This window comes from Vibrio sp. RW (genome assembly GCF_027587105.1).
Taxonomy (GTDB): domain Bacteria; phylum Pseudomonadota; class Gammaproteobacteria; order Enterobacterales; family Vibrionaceae; genus Vibrio; species Vibrio toranzoniae.
The window spans coordinates 25022-43240 of the sequence record NZ_JAPPTM010000013.1 but is presented as its reverse complement, the minus strand read 5'-3'; the positions used below and the strand labels follow the sequence as shown (position 1 = coordinate 43240).

At 44.3% G+C, this 18219-nt stretch carries 14 protein-coding genes; 7 read left to right on the top strand and 7 right to left on the bottom strand.

Annotation, left to right across the window (positions count from 1 at the left end):
• The 5 genes from OCT63_RS13000 to nadC form a co-directional block, all read right to left on the bottom strand.
• Complete coding sequence (locus tag OCT63_RS13000) at window positions 1–870, bottom strand: prepilin peptidase (protein ID WP_269983857.1); 870 nt, start codon at window positions 868–870, stop codon at window positions 1–3.
• Between the two features lie 67 nt (window positions 871–937).
• Entirely contained in the window at window positions 938–2167 is a 1230-nt protein-coding gene (locus OCT63_RS12995; protein WP_060468584.1) for a type II secretion system F family protein, read from the bottom strand.
• Between the two features lie 15 nt (window positions 2168–2182).
• Window positions 2183–3868 (bottom strand): type IV-A pilus assembly ATPase PilB, encoded by a 1686-nt coding sequence (gene pilB, locus OCT63_RS12990; protein ID WP_161685598.1) that lies wholly within the window; start codon window positions 3866–3868, stop codon window positions 2183–2185.
• Complete coding sequence (locus tag OCT63_RS12985; protein ID WP_161685601.1) at window positions 3869–4267, bottom strand: pilin; 399 nt, start codon at window positions 4265–4267, stop codon at window positions 3869–3871.
• Window positions 4268–4523: 256 nt separating this feature from the next.
• Window positions 4524–5414: a carboxylating nicotinate-nucleotide diphosphorylase gene (gene nadC / locus OCT63_RS12980; protein WP_161685604.1), complete on the bottom strand. Its 891-nt coding sequence runs from the start codon at window positions 5412–5414 to the stop codon at window positions 4524–4526.
• An 83-nt stretch (window positions 5415–5497) separates the two neighbouring features.
• Here nadC and ampD point away from each other — a divergent pair, with 83 nt between their 5' ends.
• The 5 genes from ampD to lpdA all read left to right on the top strand — a co-directional run bounded on the left by ampD (window position 5498) and on the right by lpdA (window position 13679).
• Entirely contained in the window at window positions 5498–6097 is a 600-nt protein-coding gene (gene ampD, locus OCT63_RS12975) for a 1,6-anhydro-N-acetylmuramyl-L-alanine amidase AmpD (RefSeq protein WP_161678964.1), read from the top strand.
• A gap of 481 nt (window positions 6098–6578) precedes the next feature.
• Window positions 6579–7340, top strand: coding sequence for a pyruvate dehydrogenase complex transcriptional repressor PdhR (pdhR, locus tag OCT63_RS12970; protein ID WP_161685606.1), 762 nt, complete (start codon window positions 6579–6581; stop codon window positions 7338–7340).
• Between the two features lie 62 nt (window positions 7341–7402).
• Entirely contained in the window at window positions 7403–10081 is a 2679-nt protein-coding gene (gene aceE / locus OCT63_RS12965) for a pyruvate dehydrogenase (acetyl-transferring), homodimeric type (protein ID WP_161672952.1), read from the top strand.
• Between the two features lie 26 nt (window positions 10082–10107).
• Window positions 10108–12006, top strand: a complete 1899-nt coding sequence (gene aceF, locus OCT63_RS12960; RefSeq protein ID WP_161672954.1) for a pyruvate dehydrogenase complex dihydrolipoyllysine-residue acetyltransferase — start codon at window positions 10108–10110, stop codon at window positions 12004–12006.
• A gap of 242 nt (window positions 12007–12248) precedes the next feature.
• Window positions 12249–13679 carry a dihydrolipoyl dehydrogenase gene (gene lpdA / locus OCT63_RS12955; protein ID WP_017056618.1) on the top strand — a complete coding sequence of 477 codons (1431 nt, stop codon included), beginning with the start codon at window positions 12249–12251 and terminating at the stop codon, window positions 13677–13679.
• Between the two features lie 312 nt (window positions 13680–13991).
• Here lpdA and OCT63_RS12950 read toward each other — a convergent pair whose 3' ends face one another.
• Entirely contained in the window at window positions 13992–14597 is a 606-nt protein-coding gene (locus OCT63_RS12950; RefSeq protein WP_032547912.1) for a LuxR/HapR/OpaR family quorum-sensing transcriptional regulator, read from the bottom strand.
• A gap of 333 nt (window positions 14598–14930) precedes the next feature.
• Between OCT63_RS12950 and hpt the strand changes: the two genes are divergently transcribed.
• Complete coding sequence (gene hpt / locus OCT63_RS12945) at window positions 14931–15461, top strand: hypoxanthine phosphoribosyltransferase (protein WP_017056620.1); 531 nt, start codon at window positions 14931–14933, stop codon at window positions 15459–15461.
• 104 nt (window positions 15462–15565) lie between these two features.
• On the opposite strand, the gene can is transcribed toward hpt, so the two are convergent.
• Window positions 15566–16225, bottom strand: a complete 660-nt coding sequence (gene can, locus OCT63_RS12940) for a carbonate dehydratase (protein WP_046223321.1) — start codon at window positions 16223–16225, stop codon at window positions 15566–15568.
• Window positions 16226–16511: 286 nt separating this feature from the next.
• Between can and OCT63_RS12935 the strand changes: the two genes are divergently transcribed.
• Complete coding sequence (locus OCT63_RS12935; protein WP_046223322.1) at window positions 16512–18143, top strand: SulP family inorganic anion transporter; 1632 nt, start codon at window positions 16512–16514, stop codon at window positions 18141–18143.
• Window positions 18144–18219: the final 76 nt, after the last annotated feature.

Genomic DNA, 18219 nt, shown 5'->3' with positions numbered 1-18219 from the left:
TCAAATTCCTAATACAGACGTGAAATACCAATCCATGATGTCGTTACCCCACATCAAGCTTACCCAACCAGCAATGGCGAGGTAAGGTCCAAAGGGGAAAGCTTTATCTATGCCTTGTTGTTTTAACCTCAGTTGAATCAATCCAAAAATAAGGCCGACGAGTGATGATAAAAGAATGATCATTGGTAGGTGCTGCCACCCAAGCCATGCCCCAAGTGCTGCTAATAATTTAAAGTCACCATAGCCCATTCCTTCTTTGCCAGTTAGCAGCTTAAACAACCAGTACACTGACCACAAAGCTAAGTAACCAGCCATCGCACCAACCACCGAATCCTGAAGAGATACTGGGCTGATATTAAACAGAGCTAATGTAATACCAGACCAAACCAAAGGTAAGGTGATTTGATCAGGCAGCAGCATAGTATCGAGATCAATAAAGGTCGCCGTAATCAATGCGAAGGTGAAAAAGATCAGCGCGATTGCGTAGAAACTAAAACCAAAGTGACTCGCCACCACGGTACAAAGTGTTGCAGTAAGTAATTCTACCAAAGGGTAGCGAGCACTGATTGGATTCGCACAACTGTGGCACTTGCCCTTTAAGAACAACCAGCTCAAAACGGGGATATTGTCGATGACTCTTAATTGGGTGTCACATTTCGGGCAAGTTGAACGTGGAGTGCTAAGATTAAATTCCCCTTCAGGTGCTGGGATTTTATATTGAGAGAAATATTCGGAGCACTCTTGTTGCCACTCACGTTCCATCATAATCGGTAATCGATGAATTACAACGTTGAGAAAGCTGCCGATAAGAAGGCTAAAAATGAAAGCTAATACAGGGAATAGCCAAGGATAGTAGTGAAGTACTTCCATAGTGTCTTTTTACCACGTGATCTATATGAGTCGAAGTTTGCTACTCATGGGTGTTAAGTCGCTTTTACTATCCTAACACACTCATTAGATTAAAGATTGGTAAGTACATTGCAACTACAAGCCCTCCTACAACGGTGCCCAGAAAGACAATGATCAGCGGTTCCAAAATCTTACCTAAATTATCAACGGTATTATCGACTTCAAATTCATAAATAGTCGCAACTTTGTTGAGCATGTCGTCTAAATTTCCCGATTCCTCACCAATCATCACCATCTGTAGCACCATTTCAGGGAACACGTCTGTATTACGCATCGCGATATACATTGGCATACCTGCGGCCGTTTCACGGTGAACTTCTCCAATCGCAACCTCATAATGAAGGTTACCCGCGGTTTTTGCCGTGGTTTTAAGGCTAGTCAGGATCGGGATACCGGAACTGAAACTAGTAGAAAGAGTTCGACTGAATTTGGCGATAGAAGCTTTAGATAGAATCGTACCGAGTATAGGAAATTTTAAACTAAGTCGGCTGGTGGTTAATCTGAGTGAGTAAGAGCGCTTACGCAGTAATTTAAAACTAACCATTACAACACTAACGGCAATCAAAGCGTACAGACTATAAGCTTGCATCCAATGTGATAACTGCAAAACCTGCTGGGTAAACCAAGGGAGATCAGCGCCAAAGCCTGCAAACATGGATTCAAATTCTGGAATAACCACGGTTAGCATTAGGTAAGAAACCGATAAGGCAACTAACACCACCATAGCAGGGTAAATGAGTGCTTTGATGACTTTTGAGCGGAGTTGTTCACTCTTTTCACGATATGTCGCTAAGCGATCAAAGACTTGCGCAAGGTTACCTGAAAGTTCGCCAGTTGCGACTAAGTCGGTATAGAGCTCATCAAAGTGGCTACTGGCCGTACGCATCGCTCTTGAAATAGGGGTGCCGGCTTCGATGCCTTTACAGATATGCGACAGAATAGATTTCATTTCAGCTTTGCGGTGGTTATCTGATACCAATTTAATCGCCTGTACGATGGGAACACCAGTGGTTAGCATAGTGGCCAGTTGGCGAGTCAAAATAGTGATGTCTTTTGCTTTGACGCGATGCGTTAAGCGTGTAATGGCCGAGATACTTTTCTTTTTGATTTTTTTTATCTGGATATGCTGTTCATTGAGCTTCTCTCGTACTTCCAATTCGGTTAACGCTAAAGTTTGGCCAGACACTTTCTTACCTGAGCTATTTATACCTCTCCAATGGTAGCTTTTTAATTGTGACTGTTTGGGCTGAATACTCATTTGTTCTCCATTGGACTATATGTACAGAACACGCTGTAGTTCTTGATAGCTGGTGATACCTTCAAGCAGCTTATCAAGCCCTGATTCTTGTAGGGTTCGCATGCCTTCCCGACGAGCAAGGCTTTCAATTGTTAGCGCGTTAGGCTTGTTGATAAGGCTGTTTTTGAGTTTGTCGGTAAACGGCATCACTTCGTAGATACCGACTCGGCCAGAATACCCTTGAGTACACTCATTGCACCCTTGTGGGTTGGCTTTGTAAATGGTTTGGCTGTTGGGAATAGAGTGACGCAGAAATATGTCCGGTGAATCATCCAGCGTTTTGCAATGGTTGCACAAGCGCCTTGCGAGTCGCTGAGCAATAATTAGGCTTAATGATGAAGCAAGGTTAAAGGGCTCTATCCCCATGTGAGCGAGTCGAGTGACGGTTTCTGCGGCAGAGTTTGTATGCAGTGTTGAAAGGACTAAGTGGCCTGTTTGCGAGGCTTTGATCGCTATCTCTGCCGTTTCTAAGTCACGGATCTCTCCGACCATCACGATGTCTGGGTCTTGTCGTAAAAAGGATCGTAGTGCTTCAGCAAATCCAAAGCCGATCTTTGGTGTGACTTGTACTTGGTTGATACCACGTAAGTTAATTTCGACTGGATCTTCTGCGGTAGAGATGTTGCGTTCTGTGGTGTTGAGAACTCGAAGGCCGGTGTAAAGAGAGACTGTTTTGCCACTGCCGGTTGGTCCGGTCATTAAAATCATCCCTTGCGGTCGTTTCAGTGCATTAAGGTAGAGTGCTTTTTGTTCTTCGCTGTAGCCGAGTTTATCGATATCTAAATTGGCAGCGCTACTGTCTAGCAGACGCAGTACGATCTTTTCGCCCCATAAGGTCGGTAGCGTCGATACACGCATATCAATCGCGAGCTCATCATTTAACCGCAACTTGATGCGACCGTCTTGAGGCAATCGACGCTCGGCAATATCCAACTTAGCGAGAATTTTTAAGCGGGCCGATAACCGACGGCTTAAATGAGAAGCGGGCTGTTGAATTTCGACAAGGATGCCATCGCAACGCAGGCGAACTCGGTAGTTTTCTTCATAAGGTTCGAAGTGGATATCAGAGGCGCCTTTGCGCACCGCATCAACCAATATTTGATTAATAAAACGGCTCACAGGGGAATCATCTTGGCTGAGATCTTCAATTGACGTGATTTCATCGTCAGAGACTTCAACTAGGTTGGCGAGTTCATCTTGAGTGATCTCTTTTCGCTTGGAGTCTTGTCCGAAAATCGAGCGGCCATACAGTTTGCGTATCGCGCCTTCTAATTCTGAATAATTAGCGACGACGAGTTCAATTTGCAACCCTGTCGCAAATCGGAAATCGTCTTCAGCGTGTAAGTCGGTCGGGTCGGCAGAGGCGAGCGTGAGCGTAGAGCTAGAAACGGCAATCGGAATAGCACAATACTTGGTGATCAGCTCACGAAGCCCTAGCTGTTCACATAAGGTTTCGTAGTTGGTATTGGCGAGTTGTACTAACGGTAAACCGAAAATGGTTTTGATATTGCTTGCTAAGGAATCGCCGGTGAATAAATCAAGAACGAGTAAAGCTTCAGGCGTAGAAACACCTGAAGCTTGTACATATTCCGCAACGGCTTGTTCTTGAGTCAGGCTAAGTAAATTAGCCTGACGTAGAACGGTTGGGAGGTTGGTTAGCACTTATGAGCAACCGTTTATACTAACACCTGCCGATACGGTTAAAGCACAGGTCCATGCACCATTTGTAGCATCTCTTGATAGGATGACTTTAGAACCACGACCACCACCTGATGTTACTTCAACTGTAACGTCATTAGATGCTACTGCAACAGTTCCCAGAGAGAATGGAGTTGCATTAACCGCTGCTGAAGTTTGCGGGTAATTACCATTAACAGCAATATAATCTTCAACATTTGTTTTAAGCGCAGTAGCTGTTGCATATGCAGCGCCTGCGGCTCCTTTTTTTACGTAGGTCTGATATTGTGGTATCGCAATAGCAGCTAATACTCCAATTACAGCCACAACGATCATCAATTCAATTAAGGTAAAACCTTTCTGATTTGTTCTTTTGTTGTTCATTTTTCTCTTCCATTATTTGGTTTGTTTCAGTGCAAGCACTGGTTGATGGAGAGAATATAAGTCGAAATGGAGAAGTGGAATGGTGTGCAGGTGTGGTCGCGAGTGGTTTGGTGTTTTATAGTGTACCGTTGCATATTGAGCGCAAAATTATGCGATCAGCTTAAACTAACCACTTGATATATTGATAAGACAAGCAATAAAAAAGGCATCGCCTATAGCCATGCCTTGGTAGTTAAAATATTGATAGTTAAGTAGATTAACCCATGAATCTCATCGATAAATCCATTGCTTTTAGGTGCTTGGTTAGCGCACCTACAGAGATATAATCAACCCCTGTTTCAGCGAACTCAGCTATTGTCTCTAGAGTGACGTTACCTGAGTTTTCAAGTGCCGCTCGGCCAGCGTTGATTTTAACGGCTTCGCGCATCATGTCGGTGGTGAAGTTGTCTAACATAACGATGTCTGCGCCTGCGGTGATCGCTTGTTCTAGCTCTGCTAGGCTCTCTGTTTCTACTTCTACTGGCTTGCCTGGGTTCAGCTCTTTTGCCGTAGAGATAGCTTTCTCAATACCACCGCATGCGATGATGTGGTTTTCTTTAATTAAGTAAGCATCGAAAACGCCAATACGGTGGTTGAAACCGCCGCCACAAGCGACTGCGTATTTTAGTGCGCTGCGTAGGCCTGGAATGGTTTTACGTGTATCTAACAGGCGGCATTCTGTGTGTTTGATTTTATCGGCGTAGATTGCCGTTGCTGTTGCACAACCTGATAGTGTTTGGATGAAGTTCATTGCGTTTCGCTCACCTGTTAATAGTGCGCGTGCTGGACCTGTTAATGAACAAAGCGTTTGATTTGGCTCAACCTTGTCACCGTCTTCTACGTTCCACTCTATAGTGACTTCACCGCCCAATTGCTTAAACACTTCATCAGCCCAAGCTTTACCACAGAATACGCCGTGCTCTCGGGTAATGATGGTTGCGCTATTGATTGCGTCTGCAGGGATTAGACTTGCCGTAATATCAGCCGCTGGATCCAACGTTCCGCCTAGATCTTCTTTGATGGTATCCGCGACGGCACGTGTGATCTCTAGAGGCAGTTGCTCTTTTAAGTAGTCAAGGCGTTGGTGGCTGTTATGTGTGTTTTTCATCGCAAATCTAATCTTGAAAGGGAGTGGGAATGGAATGATACTCTTGCTTAACTTCAAATTAAAGAGGCTAGCGCGACTGCTCTATGGGCAAGGTCACATCTTATTGTGCTAGCAGAAAAGAAAGTGAGACTAAGATGACGATCAGCTCCAACGGATGGTACGACAACGCTCGGCATGTTCCTTCCCCGTATTTTGATGTAAGGCCTAGTGTTGATGATATCTCTCTGCTGGTGGTTCACAACATCAGTTTACCGCCGGGTCGGTTTGGTGGGCCCTATATTGAGCAATTTTTTACTGGGAACCTGAACCCCAATGCCCATCCGTTTTTCAAGGTGATTCACCAGATGGGCGTTTCTGCTCACTGTTTAATTCGTCGTGACGGTGAAGTTGTGCAGTTTGTTTCGTTTCTTGATCGAGCTTGGCATGCTGGTCAGTCTAGCTTTTCCGGGCGTGAAAAGTGTAACGATTACTCTATTGGTATTGAATTGGAGGGCAGTGACTTTGTTTCGTACACCGAGCTGCAATATCAATCTTTAGTACAATTAACCAAGACTCTAATGTCGAATTTTCCAGCGATTACTAACCAGCGAATTACTGGACACCAATATATCGCGCCCCTTCGTAAAACTGATCCAGGCTTGGTTTTCGATTGGCAGAAGTTTAAAGGAAAGCTCAAGATTTAGGCCTAAACCTTAATAGGATTCAGTGTGTACTGAGCCTTAAGTCGTCAACATTTAGTATAATCACTTGTGAATTTTTGTTGTTGTTATGTAAAGGAAGTGGTTGAGGAGAGGGGATCAATAAATTGAGAGTGTGACGGGCCTATCAAACACTCAGATATTAATATTTATGAACAGGATTTTACTCTCAATTGTGCTCTTGGTTCGATTTTTAACCAGTTTAAGCTAGTATTCCTGAAACAATTCATTTTTATCCTGAAACTTTCTCGCACGAAAGCTCCCCAAAAGTATTACTCCTGTAAATGGTAAGACCAATTTGGTTGCTGTTTTAAATTTCATTTGTTAAATCGTGGTTAATTCATGCTGTATTCTATGATACAGGTCAACTTTAGGCTGGACAGTGGCGTTTTAATTATGTTAATTTCTGCTCAACTTAAAATTGGTATTACCAATTGTCAGCGAAGAAAAAGAAGAACAATAAACTATGGCTTATCAAAGGATTCGTCAGCCAAAACTCTCCGATGTTATCGAGCAAGAGTTAGAAAGGTTGATTGTGGAAGGAACACTGGCTCCAGGGCAGCAACTGCCGCCTGAGCGCGAACTGGCGAAACAGTTCGATGTGTCTCGTCCTTCAGTCCGAGAAGCGATACAACGTTTAGAGGCAAAACGCTTGCTTACTCGCCGTCAAGGTGGAGGTACGTTTGTTAGCGAAAGTATCTGGAAAAGCTTTTCAGATCCTTTGCTTAATTTGTTGTCCTCCCATTCTGAAACCCAACTAGACTTGTTGGAATCGCGTCATGCGATGGAAGGGATTTCGGCTTACTTTGCGGCATTGCGTGGCACCGAAGAAGACTTTACTCGAATTCAAGCATGCCAAGAAAAAATTCATGGTGCGCAAGATAAGGGTGATATTGAAGCCGAATCTGCAGCGGTGATGGCTTTTCTTGTTGCTTTAACAGAGGCAGCGCACAATGTAGTGTTATTGCACATTGTTCGTAGCTTGGCTCCGTTACTCGAACAAAACGTCTTAGAAAATTTAAAGCTGTTGCATCGTCGTAAAGACGTTGTGGAGAAAGTGAGTATACATCGAGCTAACATTGTAGATGCGATCGTTTCAGGGCTGCCAGAACAGGCGCGTGAAATGTCACATTCTCATTTAGCTTACATCGAAGAAACATTGCTTGATTTGACGAAGGAAGAATCGCGTCGCGAACGTTCTCTACGTCGAATTCAACAGGGTAGATAGTCGTAATACTTCGGCTGTTTACGTGTTTAGTAGAATCCAACTAACAAAAAGGATAGATCGCCATGTCTGACATGAAGCATGACGTTGATGCTCTGGAAACTCAAGATTGGTTAGAAGCTCTTGAGTCAGTAGTACGTGAAGAAGGTGTAGAACGTGCACAGTTTTTACTAGAACAAGTTCTAGATAAAGCGCGTTTAGATGGTGTTGATATGGCTACAGGCATCAACACAAACTACATCAACACAATTCCAGCAGCACAAGAGCCAGCTTACCCTGGTGACGTAACTCTTGAGCGTCGTATTCGTTCGATTATTCGTTGGAACGCAATCATGATCGTATTGCGTGCTTCTAAGAAAGACCTAGACCTTGGTGGTCACATGGCTTCTTACCAGTCAGCAGCAGCGTTCTATGAAGTTTGTTTTAACCACTTCTTCCGTGCTCCAAACGAGACTGACGGTGGCGATCTAGTTTACTACCAAGGTCACATCTCTCCAGGTATCTACTCTCGTGCATTCGTTGAAGGTCGTCTAACTGAAGAGCAACTAGATAACTTCCGTCAAGAAGTTGATGGTAAAGGTATCCCTTCTTACCCGCACCCTAAATTGATGCCTGAATTCTGGCAGTTCCCTACTGTATCTATGGGTCTAGGTCCGATTTCTGCTATCTACCAAGCGCGCTTCCTTAAGTACCTTGAAGGTCGTGGCCTGAAAGATACTTCAGCGCAACGTGTATACGCGTTCCTAGGTGACGGTGAGATGGATGAGCCAGAATCACGTGGTGCTATCTCTTTCGCTTCGCGTGAGAAGTTAGACAATCTATGTTTCCTCATCAACTGTAACCTACAGCGTCTAGATGGCCCTGTAATGGGTAACGGTAGCATCATTCAAGAACTTGAAGGCCTATTCAAAGGCGCAGGTTGGAACGTTGTTAAAGTTATCTGGGGTAGCAACTGGGACTCTCTACTTGCTAAAGATACGACTGGTAAGCTTCTTCAACTAATGAACGAAACTATCGATGGTGACTACCAAACGTTCAAGTCTAAAGATGGTGCATACGTACGTGAACACTTCTTTGGTAAGTACCCTGAAACTGCTGCACTTGTTGCAGACATGACTGATGACGAGATCTTCGAACTGAAACGTGGTGGCCACGATTCTTCTAAACTATTCTCTGCATTCAACAATGCAAAAGAGACAAACGGTAAGCCAACGGTAATCCTAGCTAAGACTGTTAAAGGTTACGGCATGGGCGAAGCCGCAGAAGGTAAAAACATCGCTCACGGTGTTAAGAAGATGGACATGACTCACGTTCAATACCTACGTGATCGTTTAGGCCTACAAGAGCTTCTTTCTGATGAGAAAGTCGCTGAACTTCCTTACCTGAAACTGGAAGAAGGTTCTGCTGAGTACGAATACCTACACGCTCGTCGTAAAGCTCTACAAGGTTACACGCCAGCACGTCTGCCTAAATTTACGCAAGAGTTCAAGGTTCCGGAGCTAGACGCATTCGCACCTCTACTTGGTGAGCAGAAGCGTGATATCTCTACCACTATGGCTTATGTACGTACGCTAAACATCCTGCTTAAAGATAAGAATATTGGTAAGAACATTGTTCCTATCATCTGTGATGAAGCTCGTACATTCGGTATGGAAGGTCTATTCCGTCAGGTTGGTATTTACAACCCACAAGGTCAAGAATACACACCTGAAGATAAAGGCATCGTTTCTTACTACAAAGAAGCGACATCAGGTCAAGTTCTTCAAGAAGGTATCAACGAGCTAGGTTCTATGGCGTCATGGCTTGCGGCTGCAACGTCATACAGCACAAACGATCTGCCGATGATCCCGTTCTACATTTACTACTCAATGTTCGGTTTCCAACGTATTGGTGACATGGCATGGCTAGCAGGTGACCAACAAGCTCGTGGCTTCCTACTAGGTGCGACTGCTGGTCGTACAACACTGAACGGTGAAGGTCTACAGCACGAAGATGGTCACTCGCACATCCAAGCGAACACGATCCCGAACTGTATCTCTTACGACCCAACGTTTGCTTACGAGCTAGCAGTAATCATGCAAGACGGTATCCGTCGCATGTACGGTCCTGAGCAAGAGAACGTTTACTACTACCTAACAGTAATGAACGAGAACTACGCAATGCCTGCAATGCCAGAAGGCGCTGAAGAAGGCATCCGTAAGGGTATCTACAAGCTTGAATCTCACGCTCCTCAAGGTGATAAAGCGACTAAGGGCAAAGTTCAACTAATGAGCTCTGGTACTATCATGAACGAAGCGCGTAAAGCAGGTGCAATTCTAAGTGAAGAGTACGGCGTAGCATCTGACGTATTCTCTGTAACGTCGTTCAACGAACTTACTCGTGACGGCCAATCGGTAGAACGTGACAACATGCTTCACCCAGAAGCTGAAGAGAAAGTACCGTACATCACAACAGTTCTTGGTAAAGAACCTGCAATCGCAGTGACTGACTACATGAAGAACTACGCTGAGCAAGTACGTGCGTACATGCCAACTGAGTCTTACAAAGTACTTGGTACAGATGGTTTCGGCCGTTCTGACAGCCGTGCAAACCTACGTCGTCACTTCGAAGTTAACGCTGGCTACATCGTAGTTGCAGCGCTAACTGAACTGGCTAAACGTGGTGATATTGAGAAATCTGTCGTTGTTGAAGCAATTGCTAAGTTCGATATCGACACTGAAAAAACTAACCCGCAATACGCATAAGACTGGCATTAAGGTAGGAAAAAACAATGACAATCGAAATTAATGTACCAGACATTGGTGCTGACGAGGTTGAAGTAACTGAGATTCTTGTAAACGTTGGCGACAAGGTTGAAGAAGAGCAGTCACTGATCACTGTTGAAGGCGACAAAGCTTCAATGGAAGTTCCAGCGTCTCAAGCGGGTATCGTTAAAGAGATCAAAGTAGCGGAAGGCGATTCAGTTTCTACTGGTTCTCTTATCATGATTTTCGAAGCCGAGGGTGCAGCTGAAGCTGCACCTGCTCCAGCAGCAGAGGCAGCTCCAGTAGCTGCGCCTGCAGCGGCAGCAGCGGCAGAGCTTAAAGAAGTTCACGTTCCTGATATCGGCGGTGATGAAGTTGAAGTAACTGAAATCATGGTTGCTATCGGTGATGCAGTAGAAGAAGAGCAATCTCTTCTTACTGTTGAAGGCGACAAGGCTTCAATGGAAGTTCCTGCACCATTCGCTGGTATCGTTAAAGAAATCAAGATCGCTTCTGGTGATTCAGTTTCTACGGGTTCTCTAGTGATGGTATTTGAAGTTGCTGGCTCAGGCGCAGCAGCTCCAGCTCCAGCTCCTGTAGCAGAAGCAGCACCAGTTGCAGCGGCTCCAGCAGCATCAGCTGAGAAAGAAGTAAACGTTCCAGATATCGGTGGTGACGAAGTAGAAGTTACTGAAATCATGGTAGCGGTTGGCGATACAGTAGAAGAAGAGCAATCTTTAATTACTGTTGAAGGTGACAAAGCTTCAATGGAAGTGCCAGCACCATTCGCTGGTACAGTAAAAGAGATCAAGATTGCAGCGGGCGACAAAGTGTCAACTGGCTCTCTAATCATGACTTTCGTCGTTGAAGGCGCAGCTCCTGTTGCAGCACCTGCACAAGCAGCAGCTCCGGCTCCTGCGGCGGCACCTGCTCCTAAAGCAGAAGCACCTGCAGCGGCTCCAGCAGCATCAGATGACTTCCAAGAGAACGGCGAGTATGCTCACGCATCTCCAGTTGTTCGTCGTCTAGCTCGTGAGTTCGGCGTAAACCTAGCGAAAGTTAAAGGTACTGGTCGTAAGAGCCGCGTACTTAAAGAAGACGTTCAGTCTTACGTTAAAGATGCACTTAAGCGTCTTGAGTCTGGTACTGCAGCATCTGGCAAAGGTGGCGACGGTTCTGCTCTTGGTCTACTACCATGGCCAAAAGTTGACTTCAGCAAGTTCGGCGAAACTGAAGTTCAGAAACTGTCTAAGATCAAGAAGATCTCTGGCGCAAACCTGCACCGTAACTGGGTAATGATCCCTCACGTTACACAGTGGGACAACGCAGACATCACTGAGCTAGAAGCATTCCGTAAAGAACAGAACGCAATCGAAGCGAAGAAAGACACTGGCATGAAGATCACACCACTTGTGTTCATCATGAAAGCTGTTGCTAAAGCGCTAGAAGCATTCCCTGCGTTTAACTCTTCTCTTTCTGAAGATGGCGAAAGCATCATTCTTAAGAAGTACGTAAACGTGGGTATCGCAGTTGATACACCAAACGGCCTAGTGGTTCCTGTCTTCAAAGACGTGAACAAGAAAGGCATTTACGAGCTATCTGAAGAACTCATGGTTGTTTCTAAGAAAGCACGTTCTGGTAAGCTAACAGCGGCAGACATGCAAGGCGGTTGTTTCACAATCTCTAGCCTTGGTGGTATTGGCGGTACTGCATTTACACCAATCGTAAATGCGCCAGAAGTAGGTATCCTAGGTGTATCTAAGTCTGAGATTAAGCCTGTTTGGAATGGTAAAGAGTTCCAACCACGTCTACAGCTTCCACTGTCTCTATCATACGACCACCGTGTGATCGATGGTGCAGAAGGTGCACGCTTCATTACTTTCCTAAACAGCGCGCTATCTGACATTCGTCGTCTAGTTCTGTAATTGAGAAAGTAATTATTAAGGTGACTTTCGAGTCACCTTAATTCTTTATATAAAGACTATTTTTAGAGAACAGTTTCCTGCATTTCTCATAATCTGATGGGGAATTGTTGTCTAGCTCACAGGCTAACTTAAAGCTACTTTCACACTGTTAACATCTCTGTAAAATGTTTCCTGTTTGAAAGCCCAATAATTTTAAGAACATCTACTCAGCCTGTTAGGGATAATGACTACAAGAGGTCACAATGAGCAAAGAAATTAAAGCCCAAGTTGTTGTACTTGGTTCAGGTCCTGCTGGCTACTCAGCGGCATTCCGTTGTGCGGATTTAGGTCTAGAAACAGTACTAGTTGAACGTTACAGCACTCTTGGTGGTGTATGTCTAAACGTTGGTTGTATTCCATCAAAAGCACTTCTTCATGTTTCTAAAGTAATCGAAGAAGCAAAAGCGATGGCAGAGCACGGCGTTGTATTCGGCGAGCCACAAACGGACATCAACAAAATCCGTATCTGGAAAGATAAAGTCGTTGACCAACTTACTGGCGGTCTTGGCGGTATGGCTAAGATGCGTAACGTGACTGTTGTTAACGGTTTCGGTAAGTTCACAGGTCCTAATAGCATTCTTGTTGAAGGCGAAGGCGAAGCAACAACGGTTAACTTCGACAACGCAATCATCGCTGCGGGTTCTCGTCCAATCAAACTTCCGTTCATCCCACATGAAGACCCACGTATTTGGGATTCTACGGATGCACTAGAACTAAACGAAGTACCAGAAAAACTGCTTATCATGGGCGGTGGTATCATCGGTCTTGAGATGGGTACGGTTTACCATTCTCTAGGTTCTAAAGTTGAAGTTGTTGAGATGTTCGATCAAGTTATCCCTGCGGCGGATAAAGACATCGTTAAAGTTTTCACTAAGCGCATCAAAGACAAGTTTAAGCTTATGCTTGAAACTAAAGTGACAGCGGTTGAAGCAAAAGAAGACGGTATCTACGTTTCAATGGAAGGCAAAAAAGCACCAGCTGAAGCTGAGCGTTACGATGCTGTTCTTGTTGCTATCGGTCGTGTTCCAAACGGTGCACTTATTGACGCTGAAAAAGCGGGTATCGAAGTTGATGAGCGTGGTTTCATCAATGTTGATAAGCAAATGCGTACTAACGTTTCTCACATTCACGCAATCGGTGATGTTGTTGGTCAACCAATGCTTGCTCACAAAGGTGTGCACGAAGGTCACGTAGCTGCGGAAGTTATCTCTGGTAAGAAGCACTACTTCGACCCTAAAGTAATCCCATCAATTGCGTACACTGAGCCAGAAGTTGCTTGGGTAGGTAAGACTGAGAAAGAAGCGAAAGCGGAAGGCCTGAACTACGAAGTTGCTACTTTCCCTTGGGCTGCTTCTGGTCGTGCAATCGCTTCTGACTGTGCAGACGGTATGACTAAGATGATCTTCGATAAAGATACTCATCGCGTAATCGGTGGTGCTGTTGTTGGTACTAACGGTGGTGAACTTCTTGGTGAAATCGGCCTAGCAATCGAAATGGGTTGTGATGCGGAAGATATCGCTCTTACTATCCACGCTCACCCAACTCTACACGAGTCTGTTGGTCTAGCTGCGGAAGTATTCGAAGGTTCAATCACTGACCTTCCAAATAAGAAAGCAGTGAAAAAGAAAAAGTAAATACTCTTCATACTTGAAGCCGCAGCGTTGTTAACTGCGTAAGTTCACCCTAATCACATAGTAAATCTATGCTCATAGGGTTGAACTTTAGTTTCTTAACAAAGAAAGGGTTGCCTAGCTGCAACTCCAATTATTTTGAGTATATCTAGATTATAAAAGCCGCTGATTCGTCAGCGGTTTTTTTATGCCTGAAGAAAAGAGCAGAAACACTTTATTCGAGATACGAGTACGCTACGGGATGCGAAGAGCGACTACACTCCACAAAAAAAGGGCTGACCCATTAGGTCAACCCTTTAACAATTTATCTCGAATCTACTTATAAATACACAACATGTTTAAGTAGCTGTCTGTTAAGTTTTCTTGCTCTTCTGGTGTTTCGAGACGTTTTGCTTGAATGAATAACGAGTAGCAGATGCCGTGAAATAGGTTCGCAAGATGCTTAGGATCATGCTCATCACACACATCTCCACGCTCAATCGCCTTACTAAACATATTTTGTAATAACATTTGGTTAGTGCGGTTGGTTGTGACAAATAAAGGCCATACTTCATCACGAGTTGATGCGCTCCACTCGAACCAAACATTCAGCCAATGGCTATCTTGAGCCACTAAGTTCACCATTTCAGTGGCAATATTATGTAGATTTTTTTTCGCGTGAATATCGAGATCGATATTATCTGAAAGGAAGTTAGAGAATTGGCGTACGACATGATTCAGTACTTCATCAACCAGATCTTCTCGTGTAGGGAAGTAGTTAAATACGGTTGCTACAGACACCTGAGCAATATCTGCGATATCTGCGTGGCCACCTCGGCCAATGCCGCGGCGAGAGAATACCTCAAGTGCGATTTCCATCAATTGAAGTTTTCTTTTTAAGGGTGAAAGCCTAGTTCTAGGCCTCTTAGATATTGAGTCCATTTTATTTTCCTTGCCAACGATTTTTATATTAATGATTTTATTATTATTTAAGCCAGGATGAGTGTAATAGTGCATATGCAAATGGTCAATCCTTTGAGCGTGTTTATAGACAGTTACATCAAACTTGATACATAAAGCGTGATCAGTATGAATGTGAAAGTAAGAGAGTATGAGGCAAGGTATCCGTACCTATCTCATTGAGAATCTCACAGTAAATTTGAACCATAAGGTGGTGTGGGTATTTGAGCAATGCTAGACTTACGCACAAATTGAGCGGCACCAATGGCAAAGCTGTCTACACTTGTCGCAATCACCAAATAAAATGAGAGCAGTATGAAGCATACAGTTGAAGTCATGATCTCTGAGCAAGAAGTTCAGGATCGAGTGAACGAACTAGGCAAACAGATCACGGAGCACTATAAAGGGAGTGAAGATCTCGTTTTAGTTGGCTTATTACGTGGATCTTTTGTCTTTATGGCGGATCTTGCTCGTGCTATCGATTTAACTCACCAAGTTGATTTCATGACCGCATCTAGCTACGGCAATGGCACGGAAAGCTCACGTGATGTTCGTATTTTGAAAGATCTTGATGATGATATCCAAGGTAAAGACGTTCTACTTGTCGAAGACATTATCGATACTGGTAACACACTGACTAAAGTGAAAGAGATTTTGAGCCTACGCGGTCCTAAATCTATCGAAATTTGTACACTGTTGGATAAGCCTTCTCGCCGTGAAGTGATTGTAGATACTAAATGGATTGGTTTTGAAATTCCTGATGAGTTCGTTGTTGGTGTGGGTATCGACTACGCACAAAAATACCGTCACTTACCATACATCGGTAAAGTGGTTCCTCAAGAGTAAAGTAATTACGACTCTGTTGAATGAAAATAAAGAAGGCTCGCATTATGCGAGCCTTCTTTTTATCTATCAGAAACTAGTCAGGATAGAAGTGAGTAAGGCTGATTTTAGCCAAGAATTGGCGTCGACAAGATCTTATTGAGCGCATCTAAGTGGCTACTCTCTAATGTGTCATTGCTTGAGCAACGTACGCCAAGGTCTTGCAGTTTGCCATTACCTATACCATAAACAACGCCGTGGATTTCAACGTCTTGACCGCGTTCCCATGCCGTTTGCAGGATGGTTGAATTGCCTAGGTTATAAACTTGTTCTGCGACGTTTATTTCGCATAGTTTGTCACCCCATTGTTCACGAGGTAAAGACTCAATTTGCTTACGATATTTTAGGTAGTTGTCACGGATGTGAAGTAACCAGTTATTGATCAAGCCAAGCTTAGGGTTATCTATCGCCGCATTAACACCGCCACAACCGTAGTGGCCACAGATAATAATGTGTTTAACTTTGAGTACATCCACAGCGTACTGTACAACAGATAAGCAGTTCAGGTCGGTATGAACCACTTGGTTGGCCACATTTCGGTGAACAAACAGTTCGCCAGAATACAAACCGGTGAGACGCTCGGCCGGTACACGGCTATCAGAGCAGCCGATCCATAGGAAACCAGGATTTTGCCCTTCTTCAAGCGCAGTAAAGTATTCAGGGCGTTCAGAGCGAATTGACTCTGACCATTTAGAATTGTTTTCAAAAAGCTGTTTAATTTCTGGCATTTTGCGTCTTACATCCCTTAATTAAGAATCACAACTATACACAATGTTACAAATTCAATCTTGTAAAAACTGTGTCAAATAGTGCTCATCTGACGTGTTCTAGTCGTTAAATTTATTAACTTAGCTTAGAAGCTTTGATTTGGTTATAAGGCATGAATAATGTGATTAAATTAACACTTTCTGTGCGAGTAACTCATTTGCTAAAGTTATAAGGTTTGTCATTTCATCATCGGGAAGGTGTATTTTGTTTGGAAGTCGTTTTACGGATATCAACCTCAAAGGGGATATGTTTGGTGGTGTGACAACCGCCATCATCTCACTGCCCTTAGCGTTGGCATTTGGTGTAGCTTCTGGTGCGGGAGCTGAAGCTGGTCTGTGGGGCGCTATCATGGTCGGTTTGTTTGCGGCGCTGTTTGGCGGTTCGAGTAGTTTGATATCAGAGCCAACCGGACCAATGACGGTAATCATGACGGCCGTGATGACGAGCATGGTGGCCAAGTACCCTGAAACCGGAATGGCAATGACCTTCACAGTCGTTATGATGGCGGGGGCATTTCAGATATTACTCGGGACACTAAAGCTCGGAAAATACGTTACTTTGATGCCATATAGCGTGATTTCCGGATTTATGTCGGGCATCGGCGTTATTCTGATTATCTTACAGCTTTCGCCATTATTAGGGCACGCCGCTCCATCTGGTGGAGTGATGGGCACTCTCTCTGTGCTTCCTGATACGTTGGCTAATTTAAAAGTCAGCGAATTGTTTCTAGGTGCGTTGACGCTCGGCATTCTCTTTGGCTTCCCTGCAAAGTATCGTAAGTATGTGCCAGCACAACTGGTTGCGTTAGTTGTTGTAACTCTTTTATCGGTTATCATTTTCGACACTGACTCTATCCGCCGTATTGGTGAAATCCCGGCGGGTTTACCTTCATTAGTTATTCCTACCATTAGCCCTGATCAATTTACCACTATGGTTATTGATGCTTTGGTGCTTGGTACTCTTGGTTGTATTGATACGCTTCTTACCGCGGTGATAGGAGACTCACTGACACGTAAAGAGCACGATTCCGACAAGGAACTTAGAGGGCAAGGCATCGCTAATATGCTTTCTGGTCTATTCGGAGCATTGCCTGGTGCGGGTGCCACCATGGGAACCGTAACCAACATTCAGGTCGGTGCACGTTCTCCGTTATCTGGTGTTATTCGTGCCTTAGTGTTGGCGTTGGTGGTATTGGTCGCGGGTGGCTTAACCGAGCCGATTCCTATGGCGGTACTGGCTGGCATCGCCATGTATGTGGGCTTCAACATCCTCGATTGGAGTTTCATTCAGCGGGCACATAAGGTGAGTTACACAGGTATGGGCGTGATGTACGGTGTGATGCTGCTAACCGTTTTTGTTGACTTGATTATTGCCGTTGGACTTGGTGTGTTTATCTCGAATATCTTGATTATCGAAAGATTAAGCAGAGAGCAAGCTCGGCAAGTTAAGGCCATCAGTGATGGTGATGATGAAGAGGACATTCCGCTGACAGATAGCGAACGTCAACTGCTAGATAGTGCTAACGGGAAGGTGTTGTTTTTCTATCTTTCTGGCCCAATGATCTTTAGTGTTTCAAAGGCTATTTCACGTCAGCATTCAAGCATCTCTGATTATGAAGTGATGATCTTAGATCTCACGGACGTGCCTATGATTGATGTAACGGTCGGACTTGCTCTAGAAAATGCGATTAAAGATGCTTTAGATGCACAGTGCGAAGTATACCTGCTGTGTCCTAATGAGAATACCCGTCAACAATTAGAGAAGTTTCACGTACTTGATTTGGTACCTGAATCCAATACTTATCGATTTAGATACGAAGCACTGACGGCGGCAACAAGCTATGTTGATAGGGATGAACATCAATTTGAATCTGTCTAAGCCTAAATCGACCTCATTACTCGATTGGTTTTAAGCTGTTGTTCAGCATCGACTCATCGGCATGAGTGCCGTTAAG